Source organism: Mycobacterium decipiens, from assembly GCF_963853665.1.
GTDB lineage: Bacteria > Actinomycetota > Actinomycetes > Mycobacteriales > Mycobacteriaceae > Mycobacterium > Mycobacterium decipiens.
Map to the genome: position 1 here is coordinate 1,440,424 of NZ_OY970459.1, position 17,827 is coordinate 1,458,250.

The window sequence follows — 17,827 nt, forward strand, 5'->3', positions numbered from 1 at the left end:
GAGCAGTGCTAGAACGGTGGTTCGGCCGGGAGGGGTGCCGGGAAGGGTTTGTCGGGCTCCCAGTCTGGGGGTAGTTCTTCGGGTTCGCGGGGATCGTTGATCCAAGCGCAGAACGGGCTGGTGCTGTGTTTGCCTTTGAACAGAAACAGCATGTCGCGCATGTGATTACGGAACCGACGGTCCGCGATCTCCTGCTTGCGGGCTGCCTCCAGCCAGCGCAGCTGCTCGTTGATCGGGCGCTGTTCCCGGTTGTGCTTGCGCTGCTGAGCAATACGGCTAGCACGCTGTTTGGAGCGGCTGCGCCGGTTGGGGATTGGTGGGGCGCACGCCGGCCTGCCGGCACCGGGGAACAGATCCACCCCGGCCGGTGCGGTGCGATAGGTCTGCCCGGTCGGTGAGGTCCAGATCACCGTGCCATCGGCTAGCTGCTGATCGCGCCACCCACCAAACGTTTTCAGCAAATGGTGTTGGCGACAAAGGCATTTCAGGTTCTCAAACACCGTCCACCCACCCGCGGCGGGATCCTGGTGATTGAACGGTACGGTGTGGTCGACATCGCAGCGCATGGCCGGGCGGCCACAGCCGGGAAAGCGGCACGTCAGGTCCCGGCACCGCACCGCGCGTTCCAGAGCCGCGGAGGGCTGATACCGCAAAGCGTCCACCCGGCTGCTGTAGGGATTGATGACATGCTGGGCCGCGGCGGCCACCAACTGGCGCACTTGGTCGGCGTCGATCACCCCGTAGCCCTCCAGATAGCCCGGCGCCGTACTGGTGCCCTCGACGGTGTGCTGGCTGGCGACCACATTGATCACCACCCGCGCACCAACCGGCTCTGCGACGGTGTCGGACTCGGCGGGGCAGTCGGGTTGCCCACACGTACACGCCAAGTTGCGGCCTTGGGCCAGGGCGGCCAATGCGTCAGCGCGGCGCTGATCCATCGTCCGCGGATCGGCCGTGCAGACCTGCGTGGCCAGCTGGGACAACCGTTTGTCGAACGCCGTGGCGGCCGTAGCGGCCACCGTGCCGTAGATTTCGGCCAACCCGTCGGCCAATGCGGTGATGCCGATATAGCGGTTGTTCTCCTGGGTCTTCCGGCGCTCCCGGATCGCGTCGGCGTCGACGGCGCGCACGGCGGCATCCACGGCGTTGCTGATCCGCTGCTTGGACCAGCTGTGCCAACGGCCGATCCGCGCGGCCAGCGACCGATCCAGCGCCGCGATCAGCGCCGCATCGCTCACCAGCTCGGTGCGGGTGATGATCAACCGCACCGTGCGCCAATCGGTGCGCCCCTCAGCCAACAGCGCGGCGATCTCGGGCAGCCGCTTATCGAGGGTCTCGGCATACAGCACCACATAGCTGGCCGCCGTCGGCGACAGGTTCATCGCCGCGGCCACCTCGGCCGCCGTCTGGTCATGCCCATCAAGGGAGGCATAGCCGCGCTCCTGCTCGGCGCGCTGGGCCGCGGCCAACCGATGCCGCAGCAACCCCGCCACCGCCGCCATCCGCCGCGCCACCAGCACCGACTCCGCACGATGGGTCGACTCGACCACCCCCACCAGGGCGGCAGGGTCGAGATGTCTGATAGTATCGAACATATGTTCGATACTATCAGACTCCACTGCCTCGCGCTTGTTGGCAGGGTCGCCGGGTTCAATGGAAGGCGCATGTGGAACGGGCGTGACTGCGATGGCCAGGTCGCGAAATCTTGACGCAAGACATTCTCCGACAGATTGGTACGAACTTGATGCAGATCGGTGTGGTCTTCCCGCAGACCGAGCTCGGCGGTGACGTCGGCGCGGCGCGCGCCTACGCCCAAGGGGTCGAGCAACTCGGCTATGCGCACTTGCTTGCCTATGACCATGTGGTTGGCGCCGATCCGGCGATCCATCGGGGCTGGGCCGGCCCGTACGACATCGATACGACGTTTCACGAACCCTTTGTGCTCTTCGGTTACATCGCCGCGATCACCGCGCTCGAGCTGGTCACCGGCATCATCATTCTTCCGCAGCGTCAGACGGTGTTGGTGGCCAAACAAGCGGCCGAGGTGGATCTGCTCACGAATGGCCGGTTCCGCCTGGGCGTCGGATTGGGTTGGAACCCAGTCGAGTACGAAGCACTGGGCGAGGACTTTTCCAACCGCGGCGCACGAAGCGAAGAGCAGGTCGCACTGATGCGGCGGTTGTGGACCGAACGGACCGTCACCCACGACGGGCCGAGTGAACGAGTGACCGGTGCCGGATTAGCTCCGTTGCCGGTTCAGCGTCCCATCCCGATCTGGTTTGGAGCCGCGTCACCGCGCGCCTTTCGGCGCGCCGGGCGTCTCGGCGACGGATGGTTTCCGATGGTATCGCCGGGCGCGGACCTCGAGGCGGCCAAGGCCATGGTCGACGCCGCGGCGGCGGAAGCCGGACGGGACCCAGCGGCAGTCGGTATGCAGGGTCGAGCGTCCTGCGGCCCGGCGGGCGTGGACGCACTGCTCGACGAGGTCGGGCGGTGGCGGGATGCCGGCGCGACGCACGTGTCGATCAACACGATGCGTGCGGGATTCGCGTCGGTCGATGAGCATCTCGCGGCGTTGGCCGCCGCCGCTGACGGACTGGGTCTGCGCCAGCCGTCTTAAGTGCCGCAGAAGGTTCGGTAGGCGCCGAAATCCGCTGGGGCGGGGCTGGCGTAGCGCGCCAGATCCGCTCGTTCCGCATAGGGGGCGGTGACCGCATCAGTCAGCCGCGTGACCGGATCGAGATCGCCGGCCGTCGCCGCGGTCAGCGCCTCCTCGATCAGGTGATTGCGGGGAATGTAGATCGGGTTGACTCGGTCCATCAATTCGGCGTCCGGACCCAGCTCTCGCCAGCGCGACAGCCAATCATCGAACGGCGCGAGGTCGACGAATCGCTCATCGCCACGGGCCGCTTGACCGAGGCGACGGAAGAACGAGGTGTAGTCGGCGCGGCTGTCCTGCAGCAGCCGGAGCAACTCGTCGATCAGCGGCGTGACGACCTTGTCGGCTAGGTCTACGGACAGACCAAGCTTGGCGCGCATGCCTGATGCCCAGGCGGCCTGGTACTGGCGGAATCCACCAAATGCCTGCTCCGCGAGCGCGATCCCTTCCTGGACATCATCGGAGAACAACGGCAGCAGCGTCTCGGCGAACCGGGCGAGGTTCCACTGGGCAATCGTTGGCTGATTGCCGTAGGCGTAGCGTCCCCAGAAATCGATTGAGCTGAAGACGGTTTCGGGGTGGTAGGCCTCCATGAAGGCGCAGGGCCCATAGTCGATGGTTTCGCCGGAGATCGTCATGTTGTCGGTGTTCATCACCCCGTGTACGAACCCGATCAGCATCCATTCGGCAACCAACGACGCCTGGACGGCAACCACCGCTTCGAACAGTGCCAGATATGGGCGCTCGGACTCGGCGGCGCTGGGATGGTGGCGGGCGATCGCATGGTCGGCGAGGCGGCGTAACAGATCGATATCGCCAGTCGCGGAGGCATATTGGAAGCTCCCCACGCGCAGATGACTGCTCGCGACACGCACCAGCAAGGCGCCGGGCAGTTGCCGTTCCTCCCGCTGAACCGGGCGCCCCGTGCCCAGCACGGCCAGGGAGCGCGTCGTCGGGATGCCCAAAGCGTGCATCGCCTCGCTGACGACGTATTCGCGCAGCATCGGACCCACCACGGCCAGGCCGTCACCACCGCGCGCGAATGGGGTACGCCCGGAACCCTTGAGGTGGATGTCATGAGCGCGTCCCTCGGCGTCGACGAGCTCGCCCAGGAGCAACGCTCGCCCGTCGCCCAACCGCGGGACAAAGCCGCCGAACTGGTGCCCGCTGTAGGCCTGGGCTATCGGAGCGGCACCAGCGGGAAGCAGGTTGCCCGCCAGGAACCGCAGCCCGTCGGCACTGCGCAGCCAGGTAGCGTCGAGGCCGAGCTGCGCGGCCAGCGGCTCGTTGAGCACCAGCAGCTTTGCTTCGGGTGGTACCTCGGCTTGCCAACGCACGCCCAGCTCGGGCAGCTCGCGGGCGAACCGGTCCTGCAATGCGACGGCGATATCCGGTGTCGTATTCGTTGCACGGCTCACCTCACCCACATTACGGAGCGCCGAATTCGGTCAGTCGGCCCAAACCGAGATGCGCTGCTAGCCGATGGCTTTTTGGATCAAATCGCGGGCGCGGTCGAGCATCGAGGCGAACGGTCCAATGGCCAAGTTCAGCTTCGCCGATTCCACACCGGCATGTGGCCGGGTTGGGGCGATCGCCTCAGCGACTCGCACGGCGGTTCCCATCCGCTTGAGGTCGTCGGGCTCGACCTCTTTTTGCAACTTGGGGAACTCCTCGAGCTCCTCATGTTCGGCATGGGTCAGCACCGCTTGGCGCAGGTTGGTTAGTTCGTCGATGAACTGCGGTGAGGTGATGTCGAGCCCCTCGATCCTTGAGAGGTGCTCCTTCGCGGCATGCTCTTCCTGCAAAAAGGAATCAACAATCGCGTCGCCCGCCTTGAACTCGCGACGCACCCGGGGATGCACCAACATTTCTTCGGCTGTTTCGTGTACGGCAAGCAATTGGCGCAACCGGATGAACGGCTTCTCGCGCGCTTGCGGATCGGACGCATACAGCACCTCATCGAACATGTCCTCGATGAGGTTGTGCTGTGCTTTGAGAAATGCGATGACTTCGTCGGGTGATTGAATGATCATTTCGGACACGCCGATACACCTCCTATGGAGGGACTGTTGACATGCGGGCTGTGGGCGCTGCGCCGCTAACGTCGCATACCCCGACCGGGCCGCCCCAAAACGCTCGTGGCAGCGTCCTCGCGACGGCCATTGCCGAAGTTCGGGTCAGGTCAGGTGGCGACTTCGCCATCGGGCGAAGCGGCCCGTCGGCAACTGAATCGCGGCCATCACCGCGCTCATCGAGGATGCCACCGACTTCGCCCGCGCCTTGGGCTCGGCGACCGGAGGGCGATCGCCTTCCCACCACGTCGGCTCCAACAGCGCCGACACCACCGGAATCGCTCGGTCAACGCTGCTGTGCCCCCACTCGCATGCGCGGTCGATCGCCGCGACGGAGGGAGCCAGGTTCGCCGGCGACAGTGTCGGCGCGAAGCGGACGAGGTGGTCGGCGTAGGGCGCGTTGCGTAGCATCTGCAGCTGGATTGCCTGGGTGATCGGGACCAGCCAGAGGTGTCGCGGGTCCCATTGTGGGTGGAAGCAGTCGAACGCCAGATAGCACGCGTTGCGGCTGCCGAGCTTGCCATCGCGGACGCGTTTCCACGCCAGTTCGACCGGGACGTTGCTGGCCGCACCGCCGTCGACGAGCGCCGCGATGTCGTTGTCGTCGCACAGGGCGTCCAGGAGCGGGACCATAGCGGGGTCGCTCGTCTCGTGGTGCAGCACACCGGGGATTGCGGACGAGAATGACACCGCGTCGACCAGATTGAGGTCGCGCGTTGGGTCGTCCCCGCCGAGGACGACCGCCTTGACCACCCGCGAGTCGATAAACGCGGCGGCCTGCCAGAGGCGGGCCGCCACCTGTGGGCCGATGCCGATCGGTAAGTGCGGGATGAACCGCAATCGCAGTGCCGCTAGCTCTTCGCGGCGAAACCTTGAGGGCAAGGCATCAAAAGACCGCTTGCGCACACCGGCGACCACCGCCTCGAAGGGGATGGCCAGGTCCGACATGCGCATCGGTTCCCCGTCCTCGCGACCGAACATGGCATGGGCGAACTGATTGAAGCGCAGCGAGAACATGCCGGCGAGGCCGTGGCGGCGGCGCAGCCGTTCGGGCCCGAGGATGGCTCGGTAGGACACTGTTTTCGCCCAGTCGACGTATTCCTCGATGGGCACCGGCAGGGTGCGGCCGACAACGGCGGCGATGATCCCCCCGAACGACGAACCGAGCATGTAGTCGGGCACCTGGCCAGCCTCTAGCACCCGTTGCATGCCACCGATGTAGACGAAACCCGCACCGCCGCCGCCGCCGAGGACCGTGACGAGTTTCTTGTAGCCGACCTCCGCGTCCAGTTCGGCCGGGGAGAGGTCGTTCCGGTGGCGCTCGATCAGTACCTGGCGTTGCTCGTCTTGATCGTCGACCAGACGCTCCAGCACGTCTCGGGCCGTAGTCAGGGCGGTGACCGGATCTCGCTGCGCGCGCAGTGGTTCGTGCAGGGCATCGGTGACCCTGGATCGCCACGGCGCGATTTCGGCGCCGACCGAGAGGTCCCCGCGCCCGCGGCTCCCGCCCGGACCCGCGGCCCCCGGTTCGAAGTCGGCGAGTCTGGCGAAATTCAGGATGTACCGCAGCCTGCGCAGCTGCTCGCCGCTCAGTAGGTCCGGCGCGGCCAGGTGGTGCCGGACCAGCCGGTTCTCCATTTTTTGCAGCAACAGCGCCGGCTCGGCCGATGGCAGCTCGACCGTGTCGATGGACGCATCGGCGGCTTCGCCGTCGAGAGCCGCATCCTCGAACCCCTCGATTTCCCCGGCGAGGTCGAGCGCGGCCCCGCTGCGCCCGAAGCGGGTGCGCACCGCGTCGGCGAAGGGGATCTGCATGAGGACCAATCTTGGCGGCTACCGCCCAGTCACCGGAACGGTGGGTAGCGCCGAGCTGCCCGGCCAGCAACCCAGCGGGCTGATGCCCTTGTTGATCGCCGCCGTAATGCAGTTCTGCACCACAACGTTCGGGTCGTTGCTGATCGAGCGGGACAGGATCTCGTTGGCCCTGGCCTGGGCCTCGGCGGTCCGCTGGGCCTCAAGCGCGATCGAGGTCTGCGCGCGTTGCTGGTTGAGCTGGTTGATCTTGTCCTCGGTGCTCTGGTCGTACTGGATGGTGGGCACGTTGACGTCGAAGATGTCGACCTGGCCACCCACGTCCTGGCGCAGGATATCGGCGGCGCGCTTGGCGAGCGAAGGTAGCGGGGAGACGTCGAGGTTTCGCGGGTCCAGCGGGTTGAAGCCGGCGAACACCTCGTTGAGCGCCACCGACAGGTTGCGTTCGATCAAGTTGACGCGCACGTTGTCGAACGTCTTGTACTGCTGGAACAGTTCGGGGGCAGCGGCCTGCTTGAGTTGCCAGCGGATGCTCACGTCGGCCAGGGCGGTGGATTGGTTGCCCAGCCGCACGGTGATGCGGTGGTCGCTGTTGCCTTCCTTGACGTACTTGTCGATCTGCACCGCGCCGTCCATTTGGTGGGTCATCTGCCAGGGCCATTTTCCGTGGAAGCCGTTGTTCAGGCTCACTCCGGTGGGGCGGCCGAAGGTGGTCACGATCGCGAACTGGCGGGTGCCGACGATGGTGAAGCAGCCCCAGAAGAAGAACACGGCGGCTGCTGCCAGGGCGGCTATCGTCACCATTTTGCCGCGGCCGCGCGCAGTGTCATCGGAGGTGAGTTGCCAGACCAACGCGGCGACACCGGCGATGATCAAGCACATCACGATAAACACGATCTGCCATGTCATTCCTGGACTCCTTCTGCTGGCTTGTTTAGAGGAAGATTAGGCTGCGGCCATGTCAATCGACCGTGCCGCGCTCGTCGCGGGCAGTGTTCGACTTGCGTCGGGCATCTCGTTTCTCGTCGATCCCGTCCGCGCGAACCGGCTGTGGGGAGGGGACCGGAATGAGTCGTCGGCGACCGCGCGACTGTTGTTGCGGTCCATGGGTTACCGCGACGCACTGATCGGTGGATTGCTTGCGGCGGCGGCGCTGCGCGGCAAGAATACCCGCGGCTGGTTCCTCGCCTCGGCTGGCGCCGATGCGGCCGACCTGCTCGGCGGACTCAGCGTCCACCGCGAGATGCGGCCGTCACAACTCATCGGCCTCGGCGGCGCCGTGATCGGGATCGGCGTTGGACTCTGGGGCGCGGCGCGCCCGACCACCCGAGCGGGCTCGCCGGACCTCGAGGTCGGTTGACGCTCGCGCGCCGAACAACGGCACTACCGCCGTGGCCAGGGGAGCGCTTGGTCGATCAGCGTCTCAGCTGCCGCGTGAGCCCGCGCCCATGGCCATGATTCGGCCATCGACGTGGTTAGTGCGGCCGCACCTTCGTAAAGAACGGCGAGCTGGGTGGCCAGAGAGTGCGGATCGGCCGCGCCGGCCTGCTTGGCCAGTTCGGTGAGTGCATCGATGAAGTTCCGCTTGTTGGCAAGAACGATCTGTTGAATGTTTGGCATGGATCCCGCTGCCTCCACGGCTGCGTTGTGGAACGGGCAGCCCCGCGTTGGCGATCCACCCGCACCAGGAACCTCGAAGAGGGCCAGTAGCCGCTCGCGCGGGGTTTGGTCGGTGACCGGGACCCCGGATTGGATCGGATTCCCGACGCGTTGCTCGATGCTGCGCAGGTACGCCTCCACCACCGCCGCTTTGCTCGGAAAGTGTTGGTAAAGAGTACGTTTGGATACCGAGGATTCGGCTGCAAGTCGTTCAACGCCGGTAGCGTTGATGCCCTCCCGATAGAACAACTCGGCCGCGGCGTCCAGGATGCGCTGGCGGGCACCACGGCCGCCCTTGCCGCTCGTGCGCTGCCTGATCACCACCAAAGTATACCGGCCGGTTTACATCGGGCGTCAAGTGGCGTACCGTCGCCTGTGCAGATGTACACCGTTCGGTTTACTAGGAGTGGACATGAAGCAACGACCGCCCGTGGTAGTGGTTACCGGCGTCTCGTCAGGAATCGGCCGGGCCATTGCGAACACCTTCGCGGCCAGGGGCTTTGAGGTGTTCGGGACCAGCCGCAATCCGCAACGGACGAAACCCATCCCCGGGGTGGAGTTGGTGGCGCTCGATGTGACCGACGCCGCGTCGGTAGCCGAGGCTGTCGCTACGGTCCTGCAACGCGCGGGTCGCATCGACATCCTGGTCAACAACGCCGGAGTCGGGGTCCTCGGTGCCGCCGAGGAGAGTTCGATCACCCAGGCGCGAGGGCTCTTCGACACAAACTTCTTCGGGCTGGTGCGGCTGACCCGCGAGGTGCTGCCGTATCTGCGGGCGCAGCGCAGCGGTCGGATCATCAACATCGGCTCGGTGTTGGGTATCTTGCCGGCGCCGTACGCCGCGTTGTATGCGGCCTCAAAGCATGCGGTCGAGGGCTATTCGGAATCACTGGATCATGAAACCCGCGAATTCGGCGTGCGGGTCTCGGTCGTCGAACCCGCCTACACCAACACCTCTTTCGAAACCAACGCTACCGATGCGGATTCACCGATCGACAGCTACGCGACCACTCGTGAGCGCATTCGACACGTCCTCACCGAGGCGGTGCGCGTTGGGGACGATCCGGAGGTGGTCGCACAGGTCGTCGTCAAGGCGGCGACCAGTCGTGCGCCGAGGTTGCGCTATCCGGCCGGACCACTGGCGCGCCGGCTGTCGCTGCTGCGCAGGTTCGCTCCCTCCGCGCTGGTAGACAAGGGAATTCGCAAAGCCAACAAGTTGACAACGACGTCGAGACCGCTCCATGCCCGTTCATCGGAGGTGGGTTCGGTAGGGGTGTCATGACACCCGCGCCCGCATGCGGTTGACTGTGATCGTCACGTATTGACCTGCCCGGCAGAGTCGGGCTGGCCACAACCGCGATGGGAGGAAGCGTGCGTTTCGGTGTCCTGACGTTTGTTACCGACGAGGGCATTGGCCCAGCCGAACTGGGTGTGGAACTTGAGCAGCGCGGGTTTGAGTCGCTGTTCGTGGCCGAGCACACTCACATCCCGGTAGACACGCAGAGCCCCTTTCCCGGTGGTGGCCCGATTCCGCCGAAGTACTACCGTCCGCTGGATCCGTTCGTGGCGTTGACCGCGGCGGCGGTCGCCACGCAGACACTGATCCTGGGCACCGGTATCGCGTTGATCCCGGAGCGGGATCCCATCGTGACGGCCAAGGAGGTTGCGTCGCTGGATTTGGTGTCAGCCGGACGGTTTCGCTTCGGCGTGGGTGTGGGATGGCTGCGCGAAGAAGTCGCCAACCATGGCGTTGATCCCGCGGTGCGCGGACGGGTGGCTGATGAGCGGCTGCGCGCAATGATCGCGATCTGGACGCAGGAAAAGGCGGAGTTCCACGGGAAATACGTGGACTTTGACCCGATCTATTGCTGGCCGAAGCCGGTGACAAAGCCGTATCCGCCGCTGTACGTGGGCGGGGGACCGGCGAACTTTACCCGCATCAGCCAGCTGGAAGCCGGGTGGATTGCGATCACCTCGTCGCCGGAGTTGCTGTCGGGTCCGCTCGAGCGGCTGCGCGCCGTTGCCGGCCGGAACGTGCCGGTGACGGTCTGCCACTGGGGGGAAGCGACGGTGAGAGGTGTTGAGGGCTACCGGCCGCTGGGGGTGGAGCGGGTCTTGCTGGAGCTGCCGACCGAGCCGCGCGATCAGACGCGGCGGCGACTGGACGAGATAGCGTCCGAGCTAGCGCTCAATTGACGGCATCGACAACGCCGGTGGCCGAAAGTCGTTCGCGTTCTGCGGGTTACATTGGGGCGTGGCCTTTCACTTGAATGCTGACCTCCAGGCGCGCTATCGGCGCTTTGTCGGACGTGTGCGCATGACTAGCGAGATCTGGCTGCTTGTCGGCCCCGACTTGCAGGGAGCGTGGGTCGAGTCGAACGAGTACTGCACAGGAGACGACGAGCCCATTCCCGTGCATCTGGTGTACTCCGCCGCCGCCTATGCGCGGCAGCACGCCACCGCGGAGTGGGCGTTTATGCAGCCGGCTTCGTATGATCTCCGCAAGTTCATCGACGGGCCATTGACGGGCATTCACGAGCGCGGTGATTTGTTGGGTCCGGACTTCAACGCCGACCTGGCTGGCCTTGAGATCGAGCCCATCGACCTAGTCCGTGTCCTCCTCGGCGAGGTGGAGCCATAACTACAGGCGCGCAACTAGCACGATCGTCGCGCCAACCTCCCAAAGACTGCACGCACCACACCGATTGACGCGTCGGCCGGCGGCGGTTGTCGATTGGCGTACGGCCACGGCTGATTGCGTTCCGGCACGGATGCCGCACGCTGCTGTTTGAGCTGCATGCGCAGGTGCTGTCGTAGCTCGTGCAGTTCGGGGTCGGTCCACCGGTTTTCGGCCTCGATGGGGTCGGCGGTCAGGTCGTAGAGCTCCCACTGGTCGTCAAGCGGATCGGTGCGATAGGACTCGCCGCCCATCCCGTTTGTGGCAAGGTGGCGCACACCGGGTTCGGTCCAGGTGGCCGGGTCGTCGAAGGTGCGCACCAGTTTCCACAGGTGCCCCGCCCCGCCGATGGCATCGGAATCGTCGACCCGTGCGACCAGCCCCTCGAAGTTGGCCGCCACGTGGGAGGGCACCTTGATGCGTAGCGGCGCAGGCGGATTGACGGTTCGGCCCAATTGCCGAGCCGCTGCCGATGCTCCGGTGTCGCCTTCGAGCACGTTGTCGCGGGTCATCAGATAGATGGCCCGGCCCGCAACCGACTCGTCGGCCCCATCCCCGGTTACGACCGGCATCAGGTCACGGCCGGGCAGCGGATGCACCTCGGAGAACGATTCGGCCAGGGTTGCCGCCACGACATCTACGTCAATGCCGGCCGCGCCGAGCAGCGTCGGCACCAGGTCGACGTGTGAGGTGGGCGCCGCGACCGTGCGCGGTTGTGTGGCCCGCTTGCCGATGCGGGCAATGACGAACGGCACCCTGGTCGCCTCGTCGTACAGGTTGAACCACTTCTGGTGCAGTCCGCCGTGCGCCCCAAGCAGATCGCCGTGATCGGCGGTACGGACCAGAACGGCATCGTCGGATCCGCCGTCGGTGACGGCGCGTCGCACCCGGTCGATCGGCCCATCGACCTCGGCGTGCAGCCGGTAATAGAGATCGCGGTAGCGCTGCAGGTTGCGTTCGTAGCCGCGCCTGATCGCGCGGGCCGGACCATATCCGGAGTAGTAGGCCTCCCGGAAGGCGATCTGTGCGGCCGGCTTCGTCGACAGGTCCTCGCCGGCGGTGGGCGCCGCCGGCACCGGCGGAGGGTCCAGATGGGACGGCCGTAGTGGGCTGCGCCGCACCCACGCGGGGAACAGCACGATGTCGTGCGGGTTGACGAAGCTGGCCACTAGCAAGAACGGGCGCTTCGCTGCGGCGTCACCGGCGCGACGGCGCGCGTAGCGGTCGATCAGCCAGGCCACGACGCGATCGGCGATGAGCGGGTCGCGACGAAAACCGCTGTTGGCCAACCCCGCTCCATGCGGCTCGGGACCCACCCACCCGGAGAAGCCGTATGGCCCAAGCGGATCGGCGTCGAGGTAGCGCTGCACGGCGGACTGGTCGATGACGCCGTCGTTGTCGTTAGTGGCCAGCGACTTGCCGGTCACCGGGTCCTGCAGGTCGGCGTGCGAGATGTGCCACTTGCCGTCGTAGTGCGTGTCGTACCCGGCCGCGCGAAACCAGTTACCCAACGTCGGCACCTCGCCGGCCCGCAGCCATCGCAGCCGCGAATCGTCGAACCGCTTGCCGATGCCGTCGGTCTGGGTGACGCCGTGCAGATCCGGATAGTGGCCGGTGAAGATCGTCGGGCGGCTGGGCACGCACGCCAGCGAACCGGTGTAGTGCCGGGTGAAACTGACCCCGTGCTCGTCGAACCAGCGGCGACCAGCCAGGGTGCGCTGCCGCCAGGCCAGCACATCGGCCGACTCGTACGGCGGCACCGCGCGCTCCTCGTCGGTCATCACGATGACGATGTCGGGACGGTCAGGCATGCTGGTTCTCCAATCGGTGTGCCAGCCCGGCGAGCAGCGCGTCGGACTGCTTGGCCATGGCGCGGCCGACAACAAGTTCCGCCAGCCGAGCCAGCGGGTGGCCGCCGATTTCGACCGTGCTGGTCAAGGTGACCACGGTCACCGCGTCGGCGGGACCCGCCGGCCGCAGTGTCCAGCGGTTGGTGACCTTGCGCAGCCGGGTGGGTAGGCCCTCGATGCGGTAGGCCAGCGCCGCCGGTGGGTCGAACTCGGTGACGCGCTCCACCAGCGCGTTGCGGCCCACCTGCACGCGCCGAGTGGTGCCCAATTGCCCGCCGTCCGGGCCATGGGTCAACACGCACGAGTGGTCAACGCGCGCGGCCCATGAACTCAGGGCATCGAAGTCGGCCAGGACGTCCCAGATGGCTTGTGGCCGGGACGCTATCGTCCGGCTGCGGCTGATGTCGGACACCACGCCATCCAACACCATGGCCGGGGGTATTGCGGCGAGATTTGGCCTCACGGTAGGACGATGCGCAGCCGCTCCCAGCCGCGAACGGTGGACGTCGGCGCGAGCTGCAGGCTGTCGTAGTCGATGTCCCAGTCCGGCCACCGGTTGAGCAATTCGTCGAGCGCCACCCGGCCTTCCAGGCGGGCCAGATTCGCGCCGAGACAGTAGTGCACACCCTTGCCGAAGGTGAGATGGGAGATGTTGTCGCGATGGATGTTGTATGTGTCGGGATCCGGGTAGCGGGCGGGGTCGCGATTGGCGGCGCCGAAAAGCAGCAACACCGCGCTGCCGGCCGGCACACCGGTGTCGTAGCACTCGAAATCGCGCACGGTGTAACGCGCGACATGCGGGCCGGTCGGCTCGTAGCGCAGCGTTTCGTCGACCGCGCGCGTCAGCAGCGACCGATCTGCCGCGAGTTGGCGGCGCTGGTCGGGATGCTCAGCGAGCACCTTGGCCAGCCAGCCGATGAGTCTGCCGGTCGTTTCGTTTCCCGCGCCGGCGACGACCTGCGTGTAGTGCAGCACCTCTGGGCGGGTGAGCTTTCTGGTCCGGCCCGTCTTGTCCTGGAATTCGACGTTAAGCAGCGCGGTCATCAGGTCGTCGGAGGGGTTGCGGGCACGCCAGTCGATGTAGTCGGCGTAGATGCGGCCATCGGCGATCGCATCGGGGTTGGTCACCCGCATCGGGGTACCGGGCCTGGTGCGCAGGTTCGCGTCGTTGGCGTCGCGGACGCCGATCTGGTCGTGTTCGGGAATGCCGAGCAGCATCCCGATGACGCGCATCGGCATCATCGACGCGAGTTCGGCGATGATGTCGAAACCCGGTGAGCCGATGAGCGGGTCGAGGCAACGGACGCAGTAGCGCCGGATCTGGTCCTCGATCTCGGCCATGCGACGCGGCGTGAAAACGCGCGACATCACCCCGCGCAACATGGTGTGCGTTGGCGGATCTTCGAACATCATCACGCCCGGAGGCATGTCGAACTTGGACTGGACCAGTTCGAGGATGTCACTCCTGCTACTGGAGAAGGTCTCCCAATCGGACAACGCGTTCTCGACGTCGGCGTGGCGCGACAAAGCCCAGAAATCGTGGCGCTCGTTGTAGTAGATCGGCGCCTCGTCGCGGAGGCGGGCGTAGGTGGGATATGGGTTGGCCGCGATGTTGACGTCGTAGGGGTCGTAGTAGACCCCGGTGTGGTGTGGGGTGTCGGGCGCGATCGCCATGCTGGGCCGGTCCTTCCGTACAAGGCAACCCCGCCGGAGACCTGAGTAACCTCGTTACACCCGGTACCGTAACCTTGTTACTCGTCTGACGGCAAGGGTCAGCTGGAAATGGCTAGCGCTGAAGTGATGACCGGCGACGCGAATCGCCGCTACGATCGCATCCTCGACATTGTCGTGGACATGCTGGAAACCGACGGCTACGACGCCGTGCAACTGCGGGAGGTCGCACGGCGCGCCCGGACGTCATTGAGCACCATCTACAAGCGCTATCCGACCCGAGACGAGCTGATCCTGGCGGCGCTGGAGTGCTGGATGGACGTGCACCGGTACGCCGGTTTGGCCGCGCAGACCCACGATCCGGACGAATCCAGCTATGCCGGCCTGATGCGGGTGTTCAGGACGATCTTCGAACCTTGGGAGCGGCACCCGGACATGCTCAGAGCGTATTTTCGCGCCCGGTCAGCCCCCGGTGGTCAGCGGCTGGTGAGCCGGGGTCTAGACGCCGTCGTGCCGGCCGCCATGGCCGTTCTCGGCGACGCTGACGCCGGCCTGGTCGAAGACCTCCCGCCAATCGTGTCGAACCTGGCCTACGGCCTCGTGGCGCGGTTCGCGGCGGGTGAGATTGCCATCACCGAGATCTTGCCGACGCTGGACCGTGCCTTGTTCCGCTTGACGTCGGGCGCGAGCACTAGTCGGGGTACCGAAACACCGGCCGGAAGCTGGTCGCGTCCTCGTTGAGGATGGCCGGGTCGACGCCCTCATCCCAGTCATTCCACGATGCGTTCTCGGCCAGCCGATATGGCGCGCGCATTTGCTCGAGTGCGCCGGCAAGCGACGCGGTATCGGCGGCCCCATAGAGGGTGAGTTGACGGCCCGGCGAACGACCGACGCTCTCGTATCGCCGACAACCGGACCAAAGCGGAACATCTGCGACATTGCGCGGCAGGTAGGTCTGTTCATACCACCGGTCGAACCGTTCCCTCGACTCCGGCTTGGTCTCGACGCTGACCATGAAGAACGGTCCGTCAAAGAAGGTGCCGTGTCGCGGCGTGCGCCGATGTTCGTAGCGTTTGCGGTACAGGCAAGCGGACTCGAGGCCGCGCAACCGGTCTTCCGCCCAAGCCGCCCATTCAATCTTCTCGGCGTCGTCCGCCGCCCGGGTCGCGAACTCGGCCACGCACCGCGCTCCGTCCACGTCCGGCGCCAGCTCATAGAACGTGAGCTGCTGCTTAGTGTAGTAGCGCAGGGTGCCCTCGACATTGTGCTCCACATATCGTCGCGCCGAAACGATCTCCGGGAATCGGGCCAGGAGCCTGGGGAGGTAGCGGTGGTGGTAGAAGCGGGTGAACTCCGCGTCGTCCTCGGGGGCGACGGTGAGGCTGATCACGATCATCTCGTTCGTCATCGACGTGCGGTCCTTCGCTTGAAACGGACGACTGGCTGCCCGCTCGGCGACGAGCAGGCCCAACAGCGTCAATATTGGGCTATGCCGTCGATACGGGGCATCCCGACGATCCGTTTTGTGATGTCGCTACCGTTTAAGGAGCACAATCTCGACATCGACATAGCGAAGAGACGATAGATGACCTCAATGTATGAACAGGTCAACACCAACGAGGCGGATCCGGTGCCCGGCTCCCGTATCGATCCGGTTCTGGCCCGGAGTTGGTTACTGGTCAACGGCGCGCATGGCGACCGGTTCCAGTCCGCGGCGCACTCACCCGCCGACATCGTGGTGCTCGACATCGAGGATGCGGTCGCGCCCAAAGACAAGCACGCCGCCCGGGACAACGTCGTGCGTTGGCTTGGCGATGGAAACGCTGAGTGGGTTCGGATCAACGGCTTCGGCACGCCCTGGTGGGCGGACGATCTAGCGATGCTGGCCGAGAACCCCGTTGGCGGCGTGATGCTGGCGATGGTCGAGTCGGTGGACCATGTCACCGAGACCGCGAAACGACTGCCCAATGTGCCGATCGTCGCGCTGGTCGAAACGGCGCGGGGTCTGGAGCGCATCAACGAGATCGCCGCGGCCAAGGGCACCTTCCGGCTGGCCTTCGGTATCGGCGATTTCCGCCGTGACACCGGCTTCGGAGAAGACTCGGCCACCTTGGCCTATGCGCGGTCACGCTTCACCATCGCGGCACGGGCCGCCGGTCTGCCCAGCGCGATCGACGGGCCGACCATCGGCTCCAACGCGCTCAAGCTCATCGAGGCCACGGCCGTCTCCGCCGAGTTCGGGATGACCGGCAAGATCTGCCTATCGCCGGACCAGTGTTCGGTGGTGAATGAGGGACTATCCCCGTCGCACGACGAAATCGCCTGGGCGAAAGAATTTTTCGCCGAGTTCGCCCGCGACGGGGGAGAGATCCGCAACGGGTCCGACCTGCCGCGCATTGCTCGGGCCACCAAGATCCTCGATCTGGCTCGGGCCTACGGCATCGAAGTGTCCGACTTCGAGGACGAACCGGTTCACATGCCTGCCCCGACGGACACTTATCACTACTGAACCTGGTTCGGCTATGTGCGCCGTGAGACGATCGTGCGGTGCGACTGGGATTGCATGCGTTGGGCATCGGTGCCGGGGCCGACCGGGCCGTAATCGATGCCGTCGCGGCGGCGGCGGACGACTGCGGCTTCGCCACCCTGTGGGTGGGTGAACATGTCGTGATGGTGGACCGGTCCGCGTCGCGTTACCCATACTCCGAGGACGGCGTCATCGCGGTCCCGGCGCAGGCGGATTGGCTTGACCCGATGATCGCGCTGAGCTTCGCGGCCGCCGCCTCGTCCCGGATCGGCGTCGCGACCGGCGTGCTGCTGCTGCCCGAGCACAACCCGGTGATTGTGGCCAAACAAGCGGCGAGTCTGGATCGGTGCAGCGGTGGGCGGCTGACGCTGGGCGTGGGCGTCGGATGGTCGAAGGAGGAGTTCGACGCGCTCGGAGTGCCATTCGAGCGGCGCGGGGCGCGTACCGCCGAACATGTCGACGCGATGCGCACGTTATGGCGCGACGACGTCGCATCGTTCGAGGGGACGTTCGCCGGATTCGACTCGATCCGGGTCAACCCCAAGCCGGTTCGCGATCGTCGTATCCCGGTCGTGGTCGGGGGCAACAGCGATCCGGCAATGCGGCGGGTGGCGGCCTGGGGAGATGGTTGGTACGGGTTCAACCTCGACGGCGTTGCCGCGGTGCGGGAGCGGGTCGACAAGCTGGACCAGCTGTGTGCCGCGTCGGGTCGGGATCGGGCCGAGCTGCGTCTGGCCGTGGCCCTGCGTAGCCCTCAAGTTGGCGACATCGATGCGCTCGCCGAACTGGGCGTTGACGAGTTGGTGTTGGTCGCGGCGCCACCGGACAATGCTGCGGCCGTGGCGGGCTGGGTTTCGGCGCTGGCCGGCAAATGGATGTCCGCGTAGTTGGTTAGGAGGC

General features: G+C 66.0%; 18 protein-coding genes. 8 read left to right on the top strand and 10 right to left on the bottom strand.

Going from position 1 to position 17,827, the window contains the following annotated elements; translation table 11 throughout:
• Positions 1 to 8: 8 nt before the first annotated feature.
• Positions 9 to 1,595 (bottom strand): HNH endonuclease signature motif containing protein, encoded by a 1,587-nt coding sequence (locus tag AADZ55_RS06645; RefSeq protein ID WP_085323389.1) that lies wholly within the window; start codon positions 1,593 to 1,595, stop codon positions 9 to 11.
• 149 nt (positions 1,596 to 1,744) lie between these two features.
• Between AADZ55_RS06645 and AADZ55_RS06650 the strand changes: the two genes are divergently transcribed.
• On the top strand, positions 1,745 to 2,620 hold the full coding sequence (locus AADZ55_RS06650; protein WP_085323390.1) for an LLM class F420-dependent oxidoreductase: 876 nt from the start codon (positions 1,745 to 1,747) through the stop codon (positions 2,618 to 2,620).
• Here the strand turns inward: AADZ55_RS06650 and AADZ55_RS06655 are convergent.
• The 4 genes from AADZ55_RS06655 to AADZ55_RS06670 all read right to left on the bottom strand — a co-directional run bounded on the left by AADZ55_RS06655 (position 2,617) and on the right by AADZ55_RS06670 (position 7,452).
• Positions 2,617 to 4,077, bottom strand: a complete 1,461-nt coding sequence (locus tag AADZ55_RS06655; protein WP_085323479.1) for a protein adenylyltransferase SelO — start codon at positions 4,075 to 4,077, stop codon at positions 2,617 to 2,619. The two genes, AADZ55_RS06650 and AADZ55_RS06655, sit on opposite strands and share 4 nt — an antisense overlap.
• A 57-nt stretch (positions 4,078 to 4,134) precedes the next feature.
• Entirely contained in the window at positions 4,135 to 4,692 is a 558-nt protein-coding gene (locus AADZ55_RS06660; protein WP_423202390.1) for a hemerythrin domain-containing protein, read from the bottom strand.
• Between the two features lie 144 nt (positions 4,693 to 4,836).
• On the bottom strand, positions 4,837 to 6,546 hold the full coding sequence (locus AADZ55_RS06665) for a patatin-like phospholipase family protein (protein WP_085323392.1): 1,710 nt from the start codon (positions 6,544 to 6,546) through the stop codon (positions 4,837 to 4,839).
• A gap of 18 nt (positions 6,547 to 6,564) precedes the next feature.
• Positions 6,565 to 7,452: an SPFH domain-containing protein gene (locus AADZ55_RS06670; RefSeq protein WP_085323393.1), complete on the bottom strand. Its 888-nt coding sequence runs from the start codon at positions 7,450 to 7,452 to the stop codon at positions 6,565 to 6,567.
• A gap of 49 nt (positions 7,453 to 7,501) precedes the next feature.
• On the opposite strand from AADZ55_RS06670, the gene AADZ55_RS06675 reads away from it, so the two are divergent.
• Positions 7,502 to 7,903 (top strand): DUF4267 domain-containing protein, encoded by a 402-nt coding sequence (locus AADZ55_RS06675; protein WP_085323394.1) that lies wholly within the window; start codon positions 7,502 to 7,504, stop codon positions 7,901 to 7,903.
• A gap of 23 nt (positions 7,904 to 7,926) precedes the next feature.
• Here the strand turns inward: AADZ55_RS06675 and AADZ55_RS06680 are convergent, their stop codons facing one another.
• Positions 7,927 to 8,523, bottom strand: a complete 597-nt coding sequence (locus tag AADZ55_RS06680) for a TetR/AcrR family transcriptional regulator (RefSeq protein WP_085323480.1) — start codon at positions 8,521 to 8,523, stop codon at positions 7,927 to 7,929.
• A 91-nt stretch (positions 8,524 to 8,614) separates the two neighbouring features.
• On the opposite strand from AADZ55_RS06680, the gene AADZ55_RS06685 reads away from it, so the two are divergent.
• From AADZ55_RS06685 to AADZ55_RS06695, 3 genes are all read left to right on the top strand, one after another.
• Positions 8,615 to 9,484 carry an oxidoreductase gene (locus AADZ55_RS06685; RefSeq protein WP_085323395.1) on the top strand — a complete coding sequence of 290 codons (870 nt, stop codon included), beginning with the start codon at positions 8,615 to 8,617 and terminating at the stop codon, positions 9,482 to 9,484.
• A gap of 89 nt (positions 9,485 to 9,573) precedes the next feature.
• Positions 9,574 to 10,398, top strand: coding sequence for an LLM class F420-dependent oxidoreductase (locus AADZ55_RS06690; RefSeq protein ID WP_085323481.1), 825 nt, complete (start codon positions 9,574 to 9,576; stop codon positions 10,396 to 10,398).
• Positions 10,399 to 10,456: 58 nt separating this feature from the next.
• Positions 10,457 to 10,843, top strand: coding sequence for a DUF2750 domain-containing protein (locus AADZ55_RS06695; RefSeq protein WP_119184869.1), 387 nt, complete (start codon positions 10,457 to 10,459; stop codon positions 10,841 to 10,843).
• A gap of 14 nt (positions 10,844 to 10,857) precedes the next feature.
• On the opposite strand, the gene AADZ55_RS06700 is transcribed toward AADZ55_RS06695, so the two are convergent.
• The 3 genes from AADZ55_RS06700 to AADZ55_RS06710 are packed head-to-tail and all read right to left on the bottom strand — an operon-like array spanning position 10,858 to position 14,403.
• Positions 10,858 to 12,690: a sulfatase-like hydrolase/transferase gene (locus AADZ55_RS06700; RefSeq protein WP_085323397.1), complete on the bottom strand. Its 1,833-nt coding sequence runs from the start codon at positions 12,688 to 12,690 to the stop codon at positions 10,858 to 10,860.
• Complete coding sequence (locus tag AADZ55_RS06705; protein ID WP_085323398.1) at positions 12,683 to 13,159, bottom strand: SRPBCC family protein; 477 nt, start codon at positions 13,157 to 13,159, stop codon at positions 12,683 to 12,685. The genes AADZ55_RS06700 and AADZ55_RS06705 overlap by 8 nt, the downstream gene beginning before the upstream one ends.
• Before the next feature lie 29 nt (positions 13,160 to 13,188).
• Positions 13,189 to 14,403, bottom strand: a complete 1,215-nt coding sequence (locus AADZ55_RS06710) for a cytochrome P450 (protein WP_085323399.1) — start codon at positions 14,401 to 14,403, stop codon at positions 13,189 to 13,191.
• Between the two features lie 108 nt (positions 14,404 to 14,511).
• On the opposite strand from AADZ55_RS06710, the gene AADZ55_RS06715 reads away from it, so the two are divergent.
• Positions 14,512 to 15,141, top strand: coding sequence for a TetR family transcriptional regulator (locus AADZ55_RS06715; RefSeq protein ID WP_119184870.1), 630 nt, complete (start codon positions 14,512 to 14,514; stop codon positions 15,139 to 15,141).
• On the opposite strand, the gene AADZ55_RS06720 is transcribed toward AADZ55_RS06715, so the two are convergent.
• Positions 15,092 to 15,808: a hypothetical protein gene (locus AADZ55_RS06720; protein WP_133056394.1), complete on the bottom strand. Its 717-nt coding sequence runs from the start codon at positions 15,806 to 15,808 to the stop codon at positions 15,092 to 15,094. The two genes, AADZ55_RS06715 and AADZ55_RS06720, sit on opposite strands and share 50 nt — an antisense overlap.
• 177 nt (positions 15,809 to 15,985) lie before the next feature.
• Between AADZ55_RS06720 and AADZ55_RS06725 the strand changes: the two genes are divergently transcribed.
• On the top strand, positions 15,986 to 16,909 hold the full coding sequence (locus AADZ55_RS06725) for an HpcH/HpaI aldolase/citrate lyase family protein (RefSeq protein ID WP_085323402.1): 924 nt from the start codon (positions 15,986 to 15,988) through the stop codon (positions 16,907 to 16,909).
• 38 nt (positions 16,910 to 16,947) lie between these two features.
• Positions 16,948 to 17,814, top strand: a complete 867-nt coding sequence (locus AADZ55_RS06730; protein WP_085323403.1) for an LLM class F420-dependent oxidoreductase — start codon at positions 16,948 to 16,950, stop codon at positions 17,812 to 17,814.
• Positions 17,815 to 17,827: the final 13 nt, after the last annotated feature.